Source organism: Roseomonas sp. CCTCC AB2023176 (assembly GCF_042259275.1).
Taxonomy (GTDB): Bacteria; Pseudomonadota; Alphaproteobacteria; order Acetobacterales; family Acetobacteraceae; genus Roseomonas.
Genome location: NZ_CP170086.1, coordinates 1,471,971 through 1,486,330, shown reverse-complemented (window position 1 = coordinate 1,486,330; position 14,360 = coordinate 1,471,971). Strand labels below are relative to the sequence as shown.

At 71.5% G+C, this 14,360-nt stretch carries 14 protein-coding genes and 1 pseudogene; 10 read left to right on the top strand and 5 right to left on the bottom strand.

Features of this window, described 5'->3' with window-relative positions:
• Nucleotides 1-32: 32 nt before the first annotated feature.
• Nucleotides 33-1,436: a TonB family protein gene (locus ACE7GA_RS07465; RefSeq protein ID WP_376097830.1), complete on the bottom strand. Its 1,404-nt coding sequence runs from the start codon at nucleotides 1,434-1,436 to the stop codon at nucleotides 33-35.
• Between the two features lie 162 nt (nucleotides 1,437-1,598).
• On the opposite strand from ACE7GA_RS07465, the gene hslV reads away from it, so the two are divergent.
• The 5 genes from hslV (at nucleotide 1,599) to ACE7GA_RS07440 (ending at nucleotide 7,862) form a co-directional block, all read left to right on the top strand.
• Nucleotides 1,599-2,165 carry an ATP-dependent protease subunit HslV gene (gene hslV / locus ACE7GA_RS07460; protein WP_376097827.1) on the top strand — a complete coding sequence of 189 codons (567 nt, stop codon included), beginning with the start codon at nucleotides 1,599-1,601 and terminating at the stop codon, nucleotides 2,163-2,165.
• A 1-nt stretch (nucleotide 2,166) separates the two neighbouring features.
• Nucleotides 2,167-3,513, top strand: coding sequence for an ATP-dependent protease ATPase subunit HslU (hslU, locus tag ACE7GA_RS07455; protein WP_376097824.1), 1,347 nt, complete (start codon nucleotides 2,167-2,169; stop codon nucleotides 3,511-3,513).
• 453 nt (nucleotides 3,514-3,966) lie between these two features.
• Nucleotides 3,967-4,776 carry an amidohydrolase family protein gene (locus tag ACE7GA_RS07450; protein WP_376097821.1) on the top strand — a complete coding sequence of 270 codons (810 nt, stop codon included), beginning with the start codon at nucleotides 3,967-3,969 and terminating at the stop codon, nucleotides 4,774-4,776.
• Entirely contained in the window at nucleotides 4,773-5,720 is a 948-nt protein-coding gene (locus tag ACE7GA_RS07445; RefSeq protein WP_376097818.1) for a LysR family transcriptional regulator, read from the top strand. Before ACE7GA_RS07450 ends, ACE7GA_RS07445 begins: the two co-directional genes overlap by 4 nt.
• A gap of 438 nt (nucleotides 5,721-6,158) precedes the next feature.
• Nucleotides 6,159-7,862: a NosD domain-containing protein gene (locus ACE7GA_RS07440; protein ID WP_376097816.1), complete on the top strand. Its 1,704-nt coding sequence runs from the start codon at nucleotides 6,159-6,161 to the stop codon at nucleotides 7,860-7,862.
• A 9-nt stretch (nucleotides 7,863-7,871) separates the two neighbouring features.
• On the opposite strand, the gene ACE7GA_RS07435 is transcribed toward ACE7GA_RS07440, so the two are convergent.
• Both ACE7GA_RS07435 and ACE7GA_RS07430 read right to left on the bottom strand, forming a co-directional pair.
• Nucleotides 7,872-8,099 carry a hypothetical protein gene (locus tag ACE7GA_RS07435; RefSeq protein ID WP_376097813.1) on the bottom strand — a complete coding sequence of 76 codons (228 nt, stop codon included), beginning with the start codon at nucleotides 8,097-8,099 and terminating at the stop codon, nucleotides 7,872-7,874.
• A 198-nt stretch (nucleotides 8,100-8,297) separates the two neighbouring features.
• Nucleotides 8,298-9,416, bottom strand: a complete 1,119-nt coding sequence (locus ACE7GA_RS07430) for a mandelate racemase/muconate lactonizing enzyme family protein (RefSeq protein ID WP_376097810.1) — start codon at nucleotides 9,414-9,416, stop codon at nucleotides 8,298-8,300.
• Between the two features lie 99 nt (nucleotides 9,417-9,515).
• On the opposite strand from ACE7GA_RS07430, the gene ACE7GA_RS07425 reads away from it, so the two are divergent.
• Entirely contained in the window at nucleotides 9,516-9,770 is a 255-nt protein-coding gene (locus ACE7GA_RS07425) for a DUF3072 domain-containing protein (protein ID WP_376097807.1), read from the top strand.
• 37 nt (nucleotides 9,771-9,807) lie between these two features.
• On the opposite strand, the gene ACE7GA_RS07420 is transcribed toward ACE7GA_RS07425, so the two are convergent.
• Nucleotides 9,808-10,365 (bottom strand): Yip1 family protein, encoded by a 558-nt coding sequence (locus tag ACE7GA_RS07420; protein ID WP_376097804.1) that lies wholly within the window; start codon nucleotides 10,363-10,365, stop codon nucleotides 9,808-9,810.
• Between the two features lie 145 nt (nucleotides 10,366-10,510).
• Here ACE7GA_RS07420 and ACE7GA_RS07415 point away from each other — a divergent pair, with 145 nt between their 5' ends.
• Complete coding sequence (locus tag ACE7GA_RS07415; RefSeq protein WP_376097801.1) at nucleotides 10,511-11,761, top strand: MFS transporter; 1,251 nt, start codon at nucleotides 10,511-10,513, stop codon at nucleotides 11,759-11,761.
• A gap of 5 nt (nucleotides 11,762-11,766) precedes the next feature.
• Here the strand turns inward: ACE7GA_RS07415 and ACE7GA_RS07410 are convergent, their stop codons facing one another.
• Entirely contained in the window at nucleotides 11,767-12,099 is a 333-nt protein-coding gene (locus ACE7GA_RS07410) for a DHCW motif cupin fold protein (RefSeq protein ID WP_376097798.1), read from the bottom strand.
• A gap of 59 nt (nucleotides 12,100-12,158) precedes the next feature.
• Between ACE7GA_RS07410 and ACE7GA_RS07405 the strand changes: the two genes are divergently transcribed.
• The 3 genes and pseudogenes from ACE7GA_RS07405 (at nucleotide 12,159) to metW (ending at nucleotide 14,352) form a co-directional block, all read left to right on the top strand.
• Nucleotides 12,159-12,512, top strand: a complete 354-nt coding sequence (locus ACE7GA_RS07405; RefSeq protein ID WP_376097795.1) for a DMT family protein — start codon at nucleotides 12,159-12,161, stop codon at nucleotides 12,510-12,512.
• Between the two features lie 13 nt (nucleotides 12,513-12,525).
• Nucleotides 12,526-13,703 (top strand): annotated as a pseudogene (locus ACE7GA_RS07400) (aminotransferase).
• Nucleotides 13,704-13,752: 49 nt separating this feature from the next.
• Nucleotides 13,753-14,352: a methionine biosynthesis protein MetW gene (metW, locus tag ACE7GA_RS07395; protein ID WP_376100151.1), complete on the top strand. Its 600-nt coding sequence runs from the start codon at nucleotides 13,753-13,755 to the stop codon at nucleotides 14,350-14,352.
• Nucleotides 14,353-14,360: the final 8 nt, after the last annotated feature.

Genomic DNA, 14,360 nt, shown 5'->3' with positions numbered 1-14,360 from the left:
CAGCGGGGCCCGTCCCACGCGGCCAACGCGCGTCAGCGTCCGATCAGGACGTAGCGCGCGTTCAGCGTGATCTCCGCCGTATCGCCCCGGGTCCCCGGGGGAAGGGCGGCAGTGGCGCGTCGCGCACGCACGGCCTGCGCCGCGATGTCCAGCGGCCGCGACCCGGTCGGGCCGACGAGGCGCAGGTCCTGGACGCGCCCGTCCCGCGTCACGGTGAAGCGCAGGATGGCCGTCCCGTCCTCCCCGTTCATCGCGGCATCCCGCGGGTAGTACATCCGGGACTGGAGCACCCGGATCATCGCGCGGCGCCACCCCTCGCCGAGCTCGGCTCCGCGAACGGTGAAGGTCGCGTCCGTCGAGTAGCGGCCGGACGGGTTGGGCGGGTCCGTCCGGCGGTCCGTCCCCCGCGCCGCGGGCGCCGGGACGCCGCCGAGCGCGACGGGCGCGCCGGAGAGGTCGAGCACCCCGGCGAAAGGATCGGCCGGCCGCGGCGCCGGTCGGGGCTGCGGGGCGGGCGGGCGCGGGGCGGCGGCACGCGGTTCCGGCGGTGCGGGGCGGGGCGGTGGCGGGATGGAGAGGGCGGCCGTCTGCTGCCGTTCCGCCTCCCGCGGCGCTGCCTCCCGCGGCGGTGCCGGCGGCGGCTCGGCGGGGGCACGCGGCGCCTCCGCAGGGCGGGGCGGGGGCAGGGCTTCGGCCAGGCGGGGCGGCCGCGGCGGGACCGCGGGAGCAAGGGCCGACGGTGCATCGACGCGCGGGGTGGGCGTGACCGGCGGCGCGACCGGCGGCGCGGCCGCGACCCGCGGCGAGGCGGGCAGGTCGGCAGGGGCCGGCGGGCGGGCCTCGACCGGCGGGGGCGGTGGGGCGGCCGCGAGGTCGCGCGGTGGCTGCGGAGCCAGGGGCGGCGCCGGCAGGGGTGGAGGCGGATCGAAGCGCGGCGGCGCCTCCGCGATCCCGACCGGAGGCGGGCCGGGACGGGTCGGAGCCTCCGGCCGTTCGACGAGGGGCGGGGGCGGCGCGAAGGGCATGTCCACCGGTGGCAGGGCCAGCGGCGGGGCGGGCGGGGCCCCGGCCAGGGCCGGGGGCGCGGAGGGCGCGCCCGGCAAGGCCGGGAGGTCGGGTGGGGTCGGCGGCGCGTCCGGCATCGCGGAGGGGGCGGGCAGTTGGCTGGACGCGGTGCCGCCCTCGAACACGACGTCCACGCCTTCTTCCGCCGGGGCCGGCGGCAGGTCCCGGCCCGGCAGGTCCACCAGGGCGAAGAACAGCGCCGCGGCGTGCAGCAGGACGGAGGCGGTCCAGAACAGGGCCCGGCGGTTCGGGCCCGCACTGCGCGGGGGCGATGCGGCCGAAACCGCCCCGCTCGGCGCCGGGAGGACGGGCGTGGCGCGCACGACCTGCCGACGCGCGCCGAAGCGCGGCAGGGATTGGGGCCGGGCCACTCCCGCAGGGGCGGGGGCCGGCAGGCTGGGGCGCGGTGCGTCCATCGGGCAACTGCACAAGTGGACTGGAAAGACCGCTTCGTGAACCGGCATTCCGGTCACGGATCGTGTCCGCGGCCGCCGGATTGCACGGCGCGGGCCGGATAGCCACATGCGGCGATCATGGACTCCCCACAACTCGATCTTCCCCGTGACCTCCTCGGGTGGCACGGCACCACCATTCTTTGCGTGCGCCGGGACGGCCAGGTGGCCATGGCCGGGGACGGCCAGGTCTCGATGGGCCAGACCGTCGTCAAGAACAACGCGCGCAAGGTCCGCCGCATCGCCAATGGCCGCGTGCTGACGGGCTTCGCTGGCGCGACCGCCGACGCCTTCACGCTGCTGGAGCGCCTGGAGGCGAAGCTGGAACGCTACCCCGACCAGTTGGAGCGCGCGGCCGTCGAGCTCGCGAAGGACTGGCGCACGGACAAGTACCTGCGCCGCCTGGAGGCGCTGCTGGCCGTCGCCGACAAGGACCGGTCGCTGCTCATCACCGGCCAGGGTGACGTGATGGAGCCGGAGGACGGCATCATCGGCATCGGCTCCGGCGGCAACTTCGCGCTCGCCGCGGCGCGCGCGCTGATGACCGTGGACGGGCTGACGGCCGAGGAGGTCGCGCGCCGGTCCATGACCATCGCGGCGGATATCTGCGTGTACACCAACGGACGCTTCGTCCTGGAAATCCTCTGAGATGCCCCTCGATCAGGCTGCCTCGGTCACCGAGGCCGTGAACCTCTCGCCGCGCGAGATCGTCTCCGAACTGGACCGCTACATCGTCGGTCAGGCCGATGCGAAGCGCGCCGTCGCCATCGCGCTGCGCAACCGCTGGCGCCGGCAGCAACTTCCGGACGGCCTGCGGGACGAGGTCGTGCCGAAGAACATCCTGATGATCGGCCCGACGGGTTGCGGCAAGACGGAAATCGCGCGCCGCCTCGCGCGGCTGGCGAACGCGCCCTTCCTGAAGGTGGAGGCGACGAAGTTCACCGAGGTCGGCTATGTCGGCCGCGACGTCGAGAGCATCGTCCGCGACCTCGTGGATGCCGCGATCGTGCAGATGCGCGAGACCGCCCGCCGCGACGTGCAGGCCAAGGCGGAGCTGGCGGCGGAGGAGCGGATCGTCACGGCGCTCGTTGGCGAGCACGCCTCCGGCGAGACACGGATGAAGTTCCGCAAGATGCTGCGCGACGGCACGCTGGAGACGAAGGAAGTCGAGATCGAGGTCTCCGAGCCGTCGAGCCCGATCGGCGCCATGGACATTCCGGGCATGCCGCCGGGCATGGCGATCGGCAACATCCAGGAGATGATGGGCAAGATGTTCGGCGGGCGCACGAAGGCCCGCAAGATGAGCGTCGCGGAGGCCCGCATCGCCCTCCAGCGCGACGAGGCGGACAAGCTGCTGGACCAGGAGAAGCTGACGCGCGACGCCGTGCAGCACGCGGAGAACCACGGGATCGTCTTCCTCGATGAGATCGACAAGGTCTGTGCCCGCACGGGCGAGGGTGGCTTCCGCGGCGGCGACGTGTCGCGCGAAGGCGTGCAGCGCGACCTGCTGCCGCTGATCGAGGGCACGACGGTCAACACGAAGCACGGCCCGGTGAAGACGGACCACATCCTCTTCATCGCCTCCGGCGCCTTCCACATGGCCAAGCCGTCCGACCTGCTGCCGGAACTGCAGGGCCGCCTGCCGATCCGCGTGGAGCTGAAGGCGCTGTCGCGCGACGACTTCCGCCGCATCCTGACGGAGCCGGAGCACGCGCTGACGTCGCAATACGTAGCGCTGATGAACACGGAAGGCCTGTCGCTTGAGTTCACCGAGGACGCGGTGGACGCCATCGCCGGCTTGGCCGCCGACATCAACGAGCGGGTGGAGAACATCGGGGCCCGCCGCCTGGCGACGGTGCTGGAGCGGCTGCTGGAGGAGGTATCCTTCACCGCCTCCGACCGCCGGGGCGACGCGGTGCGGGTGGATGCGGCCTACGTGACGGAGCGCGTGGCGCCGCTGGCGGCCAGCGCCGACCTGTCGCGGTTCATCCTGTAGAGGGTGCCCTGTAACGGGTAGGTGGGGCGGCGGGGATCGCCCGCCGCCCCGGAAGGATTGTCCACGGGGGGATTCGAACCCTCGGCCTCGGGATTCATGCCACGACGGCTTTCGCCGCCGCCCCCTTCCGGGGCGTTCGTGGTCTGGACTGTCCCTTCGCCCTAGGCCGTGGCCCTTAGGCGCCGCCCGTCCAGTCTCTACACCTTCCCGGCTGGCGCCGGGCTTGGCTCGGGATCGGCATGGCGACCAGTGCGCCGAAGCTTTCCCCGACTTTGAGCGGATCCGCCGCCCGGTTTCCCCTGGCGGCGCCCAGTTTCACACAAGGAATCCCGCGCTCTATCCTGCTGAGCTACGTGGACCGAAGGCCCTTCGTGTAGCCCATCCCCCGGGACCTGCGGAACCCCCTTCCTGACGGCCCTGGCGATCCGGCGCCGGGGCGGCGATCCTGCGGCGATGGATGCCGATTCCCGCCTCGTGGCCCCGCTCGTAGACTGCCACCATCACGTCTACGACGTGCGCCTGCCGGCGGTGCCGGGGACGCGGGCCTCCATGGACGCGCCGCTGCCGGCCTTCCGGGCGATGGCGCAACGGGTGGGCATCACGCACCACGTCCTCGTCCAGCCCTCGACCTACGGCTTCGACAACGCGCTGCACCTGGCCGCGCGGGCGGAGCGGCCGGGGCGGTCCGTCGTCGTCGCGGTGATCCCGCCGGATACGGCGGCGGCGGAGTGCCGCGACCTCGCGGCGCGCGGCGTCGTGGGGCTGCGGGCCAACCTCGTCCACTCGCCCGGGGCGGACGTGGCAGCGCTCGGGCGGCTCTGCGCGGACCAGGGCTGGCACCTGCAGGTCTTTGCAACGGCGGATGCCATCGCCGGCCTCGCGCCGGTGCTGCGCGCCCTTCCCTGCCCGCTGGTGCTGGACCACTACGCCGGCCTGCCGGTCCGCGGCTTCGCGCAGCACGCGGCCTGGGAGGTCGTGGCGGACATGCTTGACGCCGGGCGGGCCTGGATAAAGCTGTCCAGCCCCTACGCGCTGCCCGGGTGGCATGACGGGGGCTGGGGCGACCTCGTCCCGCTGACGCAGGCGCTGGCCGAGGTGGGCGAGTCGAACCTTGTCTGGGGCACCAACTGGCCGCACCCCAATACTGATGCACCGCAGGACGAGGCGACGCTGCTGCGCGGCATCCTCGCGCCGCTCACGACGGGCCAGGCGGAGGCGGTGCGCTGGAACAACCCGGCGCGGCTGTACGGGTTCGCGGCGTGAAGGACCTCTCCGCCTTCGACCTGAACTTGCTGCGTGTCTTCGACGCAGTGGCGCGGGAGCGGCACGTCACGCGTGCGGCGGCGCGGCTGAACCTGTCGCAGCCCGCCGTGTCGAACGCGCTGAACCGGCTGCGCACGGCGCTCGGCGACGACCTGTTCCTCCGCGCGCCCGGCGGGGTGGAGCCGACGCAACTCGCGCTGACGCTGATGCAGCCGGTCACCGAGATGCTGGACCGCCTGGCCGAGACCCTCGCGGCGACCGCGCCCTTCGACCCCGCGACGAGCGACCGCGTCTTTACCATCGCCCTGTCGGAATATGCGGAAGCCGTGCTGGCGCCCGCCCTCTTCGCGCGGCTCGCGAAGGAGGCACCGGGGGTGCTCGTCGCGATCCGCCACGCAGACCGGACCAATGCCTCGGCGCTGCTGGAGAGCGGGGAAGCGCAATTGGCCGTCGCAGTCCTGCCGGAGCCGACCGCGCTCTACACGCGCCTGCGGCTGCTGCCGGAGGAGTTCCTCGCCCTCGTCCGCCCCGGCCATCCGCTGCTGGAGCGGGAGGTGACGGTGGAGTGCTTCGCCGCCTTCCCCCACCTGCTGCATTCCGCGAACGGATCGCGCGACGGCGCGCTGGACGGGCCGTTCCGGGAGGCGGGGCACCCGAGGCGCCTCGGCGGCGTGGTCGCGCACCTCTCGGCCGTACCGGGGATCCTGCTGAACACGGATATGGTGATGACCCTGTCGGGACGGCTGGCGCGGCAATTGGCTGCCGCGCACGGGCTGATCCTGCTGCCGCTGCCGATCCGGACGAGCCACACGCGCCTCTCCCTCGTCTTCCACCGGCGGTTCGAGAATGACGGCGGGCATGCCTGGCTGCGGCGGCTCCTGCTCACGCTGGCGCGGGAGGTGCGGGCGGGGGACGCGGCGATCGCGGTGGACGACGAGGACTGAAGCGGCGAAGCCGGCCCGCTCCGGCCGACAACCTCTCGCGGGCCGGACGGCACGTCGTCCCAACCCGCGCCCAACGTTCCTACGGGCCCTCGTGGCGCGACCGCATCGGCCCGCGGAGCCGAGTGGTCCCGTCCAGGGGTGACCAGCCCGCAAATCCTTCACGCAAAACGCGATCCGGACGCCGCCACCACGGGCGCCCTGCTGTTGCGCGATGGCACGGCACAGCGTGACTCGTTTCAGCTCGCGCGCGAGTTGAAGGACAGGAAACCCATCAACTTACCATCACGGTCCGGTGATGCGGCGATATGCGTGCTCACGTCCCGTCATTCCGGAGGCGGCGCTGTGCCGCCCAGGCTGCCGTCGTAGCCCCTTGGGTGTCACGCGGCGGGGCAGGGGATGGCTCCGCGTGTGGCGGCTTCACGAGGGGAAGAAGAGGGCATGAGCACGCTCACCGTCGGTGCCTCCGGCACCTATCGCAGCATCGCGTCCGCTGTCTCAGCCGCGGAGGACGGGGACGTCCTGAAGGTTCAGGCGGGCACCTACACGAACGATTTCGCGACGATCAGCAAGAAGATCACGATCGAGGGGGTGGGCGGGATGGTCCACCTGGAAGCGACGAGATCGCCGCCGGACGGCAAGGCCATCCTGACGGTCAACACCGACGCGACGATCAAGAACCTGGAGTTCTCCGGCGCCAGGGTGCCGGACGGGAACGGCGCGGGCATCCGCTACCAGGGCGGCGACCTGACGGTCGAAGACAGCTACTTCCACGACAACCAGAACGGCATCCTCGCGAACTCCTCGGCCGGTGGCACGATAACCATCCGCGACAGCGAGTTCCGGCACAACGGCACGGGCGACGGGCGCACGCACAACATCTACGTCAACACGATCGACAAGCTGACGATCGAGGACAGCTGGTTCCACGACGCCGTCACGGGCCACCAGATCAAGAGCCGCGCGCTGGAAACGGTGGTGACGGATAGCCGCATCACCGACGATGGCGGCAACGGCAGCTACTCGATCGACCTGCCGAATGGCGGCAAGGCGCTCATCGCCGACAACGAAATCCAGCAGGGCGCGCGGTCTGGCAATCCCGCCATCATCCATTTCGGCGGCGAAGGCGACCCACGCCCGGGATCGAGCCTGACGATCACCGGCAACACCGTCGTGAACGAGATGGATTCGCCGAGTGCGGCGCTGCTGCTGAACCAGACCTCCGTCGTCGCGAAGGTCTCCGGCGGAGAGGTCTACGGCCTGGCCAGCTCGGATCTGGTGAAGGGCTCGGCCGTGGTATCCGCCGTGACGACGCTCGCGTCGAAGCCGCTGCTCGACCTCACGCATCCGTTCGGCGATGACGCCCCCGCGCCGACGCCGCAGAAGCCAACCGTGCCCGACGGCAGCGGCACGGGCGGTTCGGACGGAAGCGGCGGCAACGACACGGTGACCCTGACCAAGCCCGTCCAGGGCGGCGCCGTGGACCTCGGCGGCGGCGAGGATCACCTCATCCTCTCCTCAGACGGGCCGAACGCGCTGACCGTCTCCCACACCGAAACCATCACGGGCGGCGGTTCCGCCGACAGCGTGGTCCTCGGCACGACCCTCGCCTCCGGCACCGTCGGCCTGAGCGCGGGTGACGACCGGCTCGTCCTCGCCTCGGGCCGGAACGACGTCGAGGTGTTCAGCGTGGAAACGGTGGTCGGGGGCGCCGGCGACGACCGGATCGCCATCACCGGCCCGGGAGGGCGCCTGGAGGGTGGTGCGGGGGCGGACACGCTGACCGGCGGCGCGAACGCGGACCAGCTCTACGGCGGTAGCGGCGGGGACGTGCTGACGGGGAACGGCGGGGTGGACCGTTTCATCTACAAGGCGGCCTCCGACGCTGCGGTCGGCACGGGGGAACGCATCACCGACTTCGACGCGCGTGGCGACGTCCTGGTCTTCGGCGGTCTGCTGAAGGGCGACTTCGAGTTCCGGGGCGCCGCGGCCTTCACCGGCGACGGACACTCCGAAGCGCGCTTCGTGGACGGGACGGACCAACTCACCGTCGACGTGAACGGCGACGGCACGGCAGACATGCAGATGACGCTGTCCGGGGTGAAGCTTGCCTCGTTGTCGGAGTCGGACTTCCTCTGGGTCTGACCGCGGGAGTCAGCTCGGCGCCAGACGGGCCAAGCGCTTGAGGCAGGCGGGACACGTCACGCGCTGCGACGGCGGTTCTGCCCAGCCCGAGCCTGCGCCGGGCTCGGCGGCGCAAAGCGCCATGCGACAATATGGCGTGACCGCGTGGTAGAGCGGGTCGGTTCCTGCCCGGGGCCGGCCCGCCTTCCGCAGCGCCACGAAGGTCCGGTCGCCGGCGAGGATCGCGTTCTGCAGCATGGTCGGGCATGAGCCATGCCGCCGAGTCCGGGTCAACCAACCCGAAGCGAGGCGCGTAGCCGGGGCGGCCGGATCGCGCCGGGGCCGCGGAGCGGCGCAACGCCGGCCGGCGCACCTCTCCGGTGATCGCGACGGAAGGCCAGCCGAACGGTGGATTCGACGGCAACCCCGAGGGTCCGCAAACCGGATCGTGTGTGGCTATGCGATCGGTCGCGCGAAGCGGCGGAACGCCTCCTCGGTCGGCGTGGTCGAGGCGCCCGGGCGTTCGGGGCGCAGCCAGATGCCCCGTGCCACCCGCACCGGCTCCTCGAACCATTCGCGGATCCAGGGGATCCATTCCATCGACGTGCTGGCCGGATGCCAGACCGCGAGGTGTACGTGGACCTGCCCCATGTCCCCGGCATGCGCGACGACGGGCAGGCGCCGCGCATGCGCCGCGTCAGCCACGCGAACATATTCGGTGATGCCCGCAAGACGCGTGACGTCCGGCTGCACCCAATGAACCGCGCCCGCATCCATGAAGGCATGGAAGGCGTCCTGCGTGTAGAGCTGTTCGCCCAGCGCGACCGGAATGCGGGTCGCGCGCGCCAGGGCAGCGTGGCCGCCGACGTCGTCGTACCACAGCGGCTCCTCGAACCAGAGGAGGTCGAGCGGCTCGGCCGCGCGGCAGAAGCGAAGGCAGGTCGGCAGGTCCCACTTGCCGTTGCCGTCCACGGCGAGGGTCGCATCCCGTCCGATGGCGCGGCGCACGGCCTCTACCCGCCGCAGGTCGGTCGTGACGTTGGGGGAACCGACCTTTACCTTCACGCCGGGAAAGCCGTCTTCCTCGACGGCGCGGCGGCAGCCGTCCACGAGCACATCGTCGGGGATGGAGAGCCAGCCGACATCGGTGTTGTAGGCCGCGACCTCCCCACCCGAGGCGCCGCCAAGGAAGCGCCACAGCGGCAGTCCGGCGTGCTTCGCGCGGAGGTCCCAGAGCGCCACGTCCACGGCGGCATGGGCCAGCGTCGTCATCCCCGCGCGCCCGACCCATTGCACCGGCGGGAAGCGCGCGAGCTTCGTCCAGAGCCGTTCGGAATCCTGCGCATCCTCCCCCACCAGCAGCGGCGCCCAGAGGTCGCGGATGCAGCCGGCGATCAGCCGGTCCGATGGCAGGTGGGCGTGGGTGCCGGTGAAGCCGTGGCCGACAAGACCGTCCTCCGTCTCGATCCGCGCGCCGACGACGCCCCAATGGGTCACGTGATGGGTGCTGTCGCGGATGCCGCCGCCGGCGATCGGCAGGTGAAGGATGTAGGGCTCGACGGACCGGATGCGCATCAACGGCGATGGGGCGCTTGCGCTGCCATTCCGTCAACGCCCCGGCAACCCGCGCCCGTCGTGAACGTTTAGGGAACGGAAGAGCACAGGGGATCAATCATGTCCGCGAAGCAGGCCGCGCACGAGGAGCACAACCCGAAGACCGATCCGGAGCCCGGTTCCAACGCCGTCAAGGATCCGGCGGAGTGGACCACCGGTGGGGAGCCGATGACCGGCGCCCAGGCCTCCTACCTCAAGACGCTGAGCGAAGAGGCCGGCGCCGACGAGAAGGAGGGCTACGCCGAGGAACTGACGAAGGCCGAGGCGTCGCAGCGCATCGACGCCTTGCGGGAGAGGACCGGCAAGGAAAAGTAGGGCGGCCGGGGGCCGCCGCGGCGGCCCCCTCCAGCCCTCAGCGGAAGAGCAGCGCGCCGACGATGCCGCCGACCACCGCGCCGATGATGACGTTGATGACGATGGCGACGATCACCAGGACAATCGTGAAGACCAGCCGCCGGTCCTCCGGGACCCGGGTCACGATCGGCACGCCGACCCAGTAGATGTAGATCGAGTACAGGCCGAGGATCGCGAGGAACCCGAGGAACGGGATGATCGCGAAGATGCCGGCAAGCCAGGTTGCCGTTGGCGAATAGACGGCCAGCTTCATGGCCGAAAGCGGGTCGTTGTTGCCCCCGAAGGACGGCGCCACCGCCTCGATGATCTTCGCCATGACGAAGGTGCCGGCGAGCGACAGGACGTAGCTGAGGAGCGCGATCACGACGGCGCCGATGACGCCCCGGAAGCCGCCGAAGACGATCCCGCCGATCAGCCCCGCCACGGCGGGGACGGCCGCCAGCGGCACCGCGTAGGCCCGGAAGTGATCCATCGGCGCGCCGCCCTCCGGCGCGATGCGTGCCCATTCGGTGCGGGGATCGAGAATGAGGCCCTTCGCGCGGCCGACGACGTCCATGGTTCAGCATCCCCCTAGGGTAGGGCGCCGATGCTGGCGCGGCCGTGACGCGGCCGCAAGAATCGCCCGCCGAACGAACGGTCGCGTCCGTCGCGTGGCCCCGCCGCCTTGGCGCCCGGCGGGCCCGGACGCATGATCCCGCGCCATGCTTCCCGCCTTCCTCAAGGACCGGCGCTTCCCGGTATTGCTTGCCCTCGGCTTCTCGGCCGGCGTGCCGCTGCCGCTGGTCGCCGGCGCCGTGCTGCGCCAGTGGTTCGCGGAGAGCGAGGTGCCGCTGGCCCAGATTGGGCTGACCGCGCTCATCGGGCTCGCCTATTCCTTCAAGTTCCTCTGGTCGCCGGCGCTGGATTCGATCCGGCCGCCGCTTTTGGGCCGGCGACGGGGCTGGCTGCTGATCATCCAGCCCCTGCTGATCGGGGCGATCGTCCTGACCGGGCTGGGCGATCCGAAGGCGGCGCCGCTGACCGTCGCCGCGATCGCGGCCGTCGTCGCCTTCCTCTCCGCGTCGCAGGACATCGTCGTGGATGCCTGGCGCATCGAGATGCTGGAGGAAAGGGAGCAGGGCTACGGCCTCGCCCTCTACGTCTGGGGCTACCGGCTCGCGTTGCTGGCCTCGGGCGCGGGGACGCTGTTCATGGTCGGCGAGCTCGGCTGGTCCGGGGCCTACGTCTATGCCGCGGCTCTCATGTTCGTCGGGATCATCGCGACGCTCGCGGGACCGGAACGTCCCGCGCCGCCCGCGCCGGCGGGCTGGGGCGCGCGGATCGAGGACGCGGTCGTTCGGCCGTTCACGGAGTTTCTGCAACGACCGCTCGCGCTGTGGATCCTGCTCTTCGTCGCGCTGTTCAAGCTCGGCGAGGCGCTGGCGGGCATCATGACCAATCCCTTCTACCGCCAACTCGGCTTTACGCGGGATGAGGTGGCGGCGGTCGGATCGGTCTTCGGCCTCTTCGCGACGCTCGGCGGGGCGCTGGCGGGGGGCTGGGTCGTCGCACGGATCGGGACGGCGCGGGCGCTGGTCTGGACCGGGCTGTTCCAGATGCTGTCGAACCTGATGTACGTCTGGCTGGCCTATGCGGGGCGAGACGTACCGCTGCTCTGGGCGCAGGTGGGGGTGGAGAACTTCACCGACGGCCTCGCGGACGCGGCCTTCGTCGGGTACCTGTCGTCGCTGACCTCGCGCGCCTATACGGCGACGCAGTATGCGCTGCTGTCGTCGCTCGCGGCCGTGCCGCTGCGGACGCTCGGCGCTTCCTCCGGCGTGCTGGCGGAGTCGATGGGCTGGCCCATGTTCTTCCTGATGACGACCGCCGCGGCCTTGCCGGCGCTATGCATCATGTCCTTCCTGCTGCGGCGCCTGCCGCCGGTGCCCCGGATGCAGGAGCAGCCGGCGTGACGCGCTCAGTCCACGACGAACAGGCGCGCCCCGGTGCGGGTCGAGGATCGGTGCGAGGCGTCGCCATGATCCGACACCTGGTAGCTCATCCCCGGGGTGAGCACGAAGCGCCGGCCGTCCCGCAGTTCCGTCTCCAGCTCCCCCTCCAGCACGAACAGGACGTGGCCGCGGTCGCACCAGTGATCCGCCAGGTAGCCCGGCGAGTATTCCACCATCCGCACGCGGAGGTCGCCGACGTGGAAGCTGCGCCATGTCGCGGTCCCCGTCTCGCCCGGGTATTCGGTCGGCGGCATGGCGGACCAGTCGGTGACGGTGAAGGGCAGGATCGGGATCTGCACGGCGCGGCTCCTGGGATGAGGGTAGGGATGGGGCGGCCGCGATACGGAGTCCAGGCGCCATGACCCCGAGCCACCTCTGGACGCCGCTGCTGCTGATCGGCAGCAACGTCGTGATGACCTTCGCCTGGTACTATCACCTGAAGAAGCCGGGCTGGGCGATGTGGATGGCCATCGTCATCTCCTGGGGGATGGCGTTTTTCGAGTATTGCCTCGCCGTCCCGGCCAACCGCATCGGCTACGAGAGCGGAGCCTATACGGGACAGCAGCTGAAGGTGATGCAGGAGGTCATCACGCTGACGATCTTCGCGGGCTTCTCCGTCATGATCCTGGGGGAACCGCTGCGCTGGACCTACCTCGCGGCGATGGCCTGCCTCGTCGCGGCCGTGATCTTCATCTTCCTGCCCGTGGACTGAGGCCTGGACTGAGATGCCGCCGCTGAACCCTGCCGTCCGCGCGACCGAAACGCCGCCCATCCCCGCGATCGTCGCGTGCGCCACGGCCTATTCAGGCGCACGAGGGCCGCTGCTGAACCTGTCCCAGGCCGCCCCCGCGCATCCGCCGGCGCCGGAGATGCTGGAACGGCTGGCCCAGGCCGCCGGCGATCCGGCGACCGCCGGCTACGGCCCGATCCTCGGCGAGCTCGCGCTGAGGGAGGCTTATGCGGCCGACTTGCGGGAAGCGGGCGACACCGCGGCGCGCGCGGGCAACGTCGTGGTCACAGCGGGCTGCAACCTGGCCTTCGTCATCGCCGCCAACGCCGTCGCGGGCCCGGGCGACGCGGTGCTTGTGCCCACGCCCTGGTACTTCAATCACGCGATGACCTTGCGCATGCAGGGGTTGAGCCGCGCCCTCTGCCGACGCGGGCCGAGGCCGGATTCGTTCCCAGCCCGGACGACGCCGCGCGCCTGTTGGATGGGCGGGTCCGCGCGCTTCTGCTGGTGACGCCGAACAACCCGACCGGCGCGATCTACCCGCCGGAGGTCATCGCCGCCTTCCACGCCCTGTGCCGCGCGCGGGGGATCTGGCTCATCCTGGACGAGACCTATCGCGACCTCGTCGGGGGACACCCGCACGCGCAGCTCGGCGGGACGGAATGGCCGGAGGACCTGATCCACCTGACGTCCTTTTCCAAGTCCTTCGCGATCCCCGGCCATCGCATGGGGATCCTCGCCGCGCCGGAGGCCGCAACCCCGGAGATCGCGAAGATCGTGGACTCCGTGCAGATCTGCGCCGGCCGTCCCGCGCAGTACGCCCTGGCCTGGGGCATCCCGGCGCTGCGCGAATGGCGTCGCGCGAACCGCGACCGCCTCGCCGCACGCGCCGCCGCGGTGCGCGCCGCCTTTGCGGAGCTTCCGGGCTGGGACCTCCTCTCGATCGGTGCCTACTTCGCCTATGTCCGCCACCCCTTCGCTGGCACCCCGGCTGCGCGCGTGGCGGAGCACCTGGCCGAGGAGCACGGCCTGATCACGCTTCCCGGCCCCGCCTTCGCGGGAGAGGAGTCGCATCTCCGCCTCTCCTTCGCGAACCTGCCGGAGGAGCGGCTCCCCGAACTCGTGGCGCGGCTGCGGGATGCGGCCGCCGAGCCCCTGGCGAAAGCCGCCTGACATGCCGGACACCGCGATCCCCGCGCCGATCCGATACGTCGCGAAGAACATGCGGCTCGACCTGCGCCTGATCGCCGGGATGATCCCGCCGCGCACGCGCGTGCTGGACATCGGCTGCGGCGACGGCGCGTTGATCGAGCACCTGACGCGCGAGAAGGACGCGGACGCCCGGGGCATCGAGATCGACATGGCCGAGGCGACGCGCGCCGTGGCCTCCGGCCTCGCGGTCATCCACGGCGATGCGGACACGGACCTCGCGCACTACCCCGACGGCGCCTTCGACTACGTCGTGCTGTCCCGCACGCTGCAGGCCGTGGAGCGGCCGCGGGACGTGCTGCGGCAGATGCTGCGCATCGGCGGGCGCGCCATCGTGTCCTTCCCCAATTTCGGCCACTGGCAGATGCGCTGGCGCCTGCTGGTGAACGGGCGCATGCCGGACACCGACACCTGGAACCGCCCCTGGTACGAGACGCCGAACATCCACCCCTGCACGATCCGCGACTTCTTCGACCTCTGCAGGATGGACGGCTACGTCGTGGAGGATTGGCTGGCGGTGGACGAGCACGGGCAGCGCGCGCCCTGGCGCCGCTCCGCCTGGCTCGCAAACCTGTTCGGGGAACAGGCGCTCTTCGTCCTGCGGCGGGCCTGACGCCATGC

Excerpts from the sequence above, each read along its gene's own strand:
- hslV (WP_376097827.1), top strand. The coding sequence starts at position 1,599 with ATGGACTCCCCACAACTCGATCTTCCCCGTGACCTCCTCGGGTGGCAC.
- hslU (WP_376097824.1), top strand. The coding sequence starts at position 2,167 with ATGCCCCTCGATCAGGCTGCCTCGGTCACCGAGGCCGTGAACCTCTCG.
- ACE7GA_RS07450 (WP_376097821.1), top strand. The coding sequence starts at position 3,967 with ATGGATGCCGATTCCCGCCTCGTGGCCCCGCTCGTAGACTGCCACCAT.
- ACE7GA_RS07440 (WP_376097816.1), top strand. The coding sequence starts at position 6,159 with ATGAGCACGCTCACCGTCGGTGCCTCCGGCACCTATCGCAGCATCGCG.
- ACE7GA_RS07435 (WP_376097813.1), bottom strand. The coding sequence starts at position 8,099 with ATGCTGCAGAACGCGATCCTCGCCGGCGACCGGACCTTCGTGGCGCTG.
- ACE7GA_RS07430 (WP_376097810.1), bottom strand. The coding sequence starts at position 9,416 with ATGCGCATCCGGTCCGTCGAGCCCTACATCCTTCACCTGCCGATCGCC.
- ACE7GA_RS07425 (WP_376097807.1), top strand. The coding sequence starts at position 9,516 with ATGTCCGCGAAGCAGGCCGCGCACGAGGAGCACAACCCGAAGACCGAT.
- ACE7GA_RS07420 (WP_376097804.1), bottom strand. The coding sequence starts at position 10,365 with ATGGACGTCGTCGGCCGCGCGAAGGGCCTCATTCTCGATCCCCGCACC.
- ACE7GA_RS07415 (WP_376097801.1), top strand. The coding sequence starts at position 10,511 with ATGCTTCCCGCCTTCCTCAAGGACCGGCGCTTCCCGGTATTGCTTGCC.
- ACE7GA_RS07405 (WP_376097795.1), top strand. The coding sequence starts at position 12,159 with ATGACCCCGAGCCACCTCTGGACGCCGCTGCTGCTGATCGGCAGCAAC.
- metW (WP_376100151.1), top strand. The coding sequence starts at position 13,753 with ATGCGGCTCGACCTGCGCCTGATCGCCGGGATGATCCCGCCGCGCACG.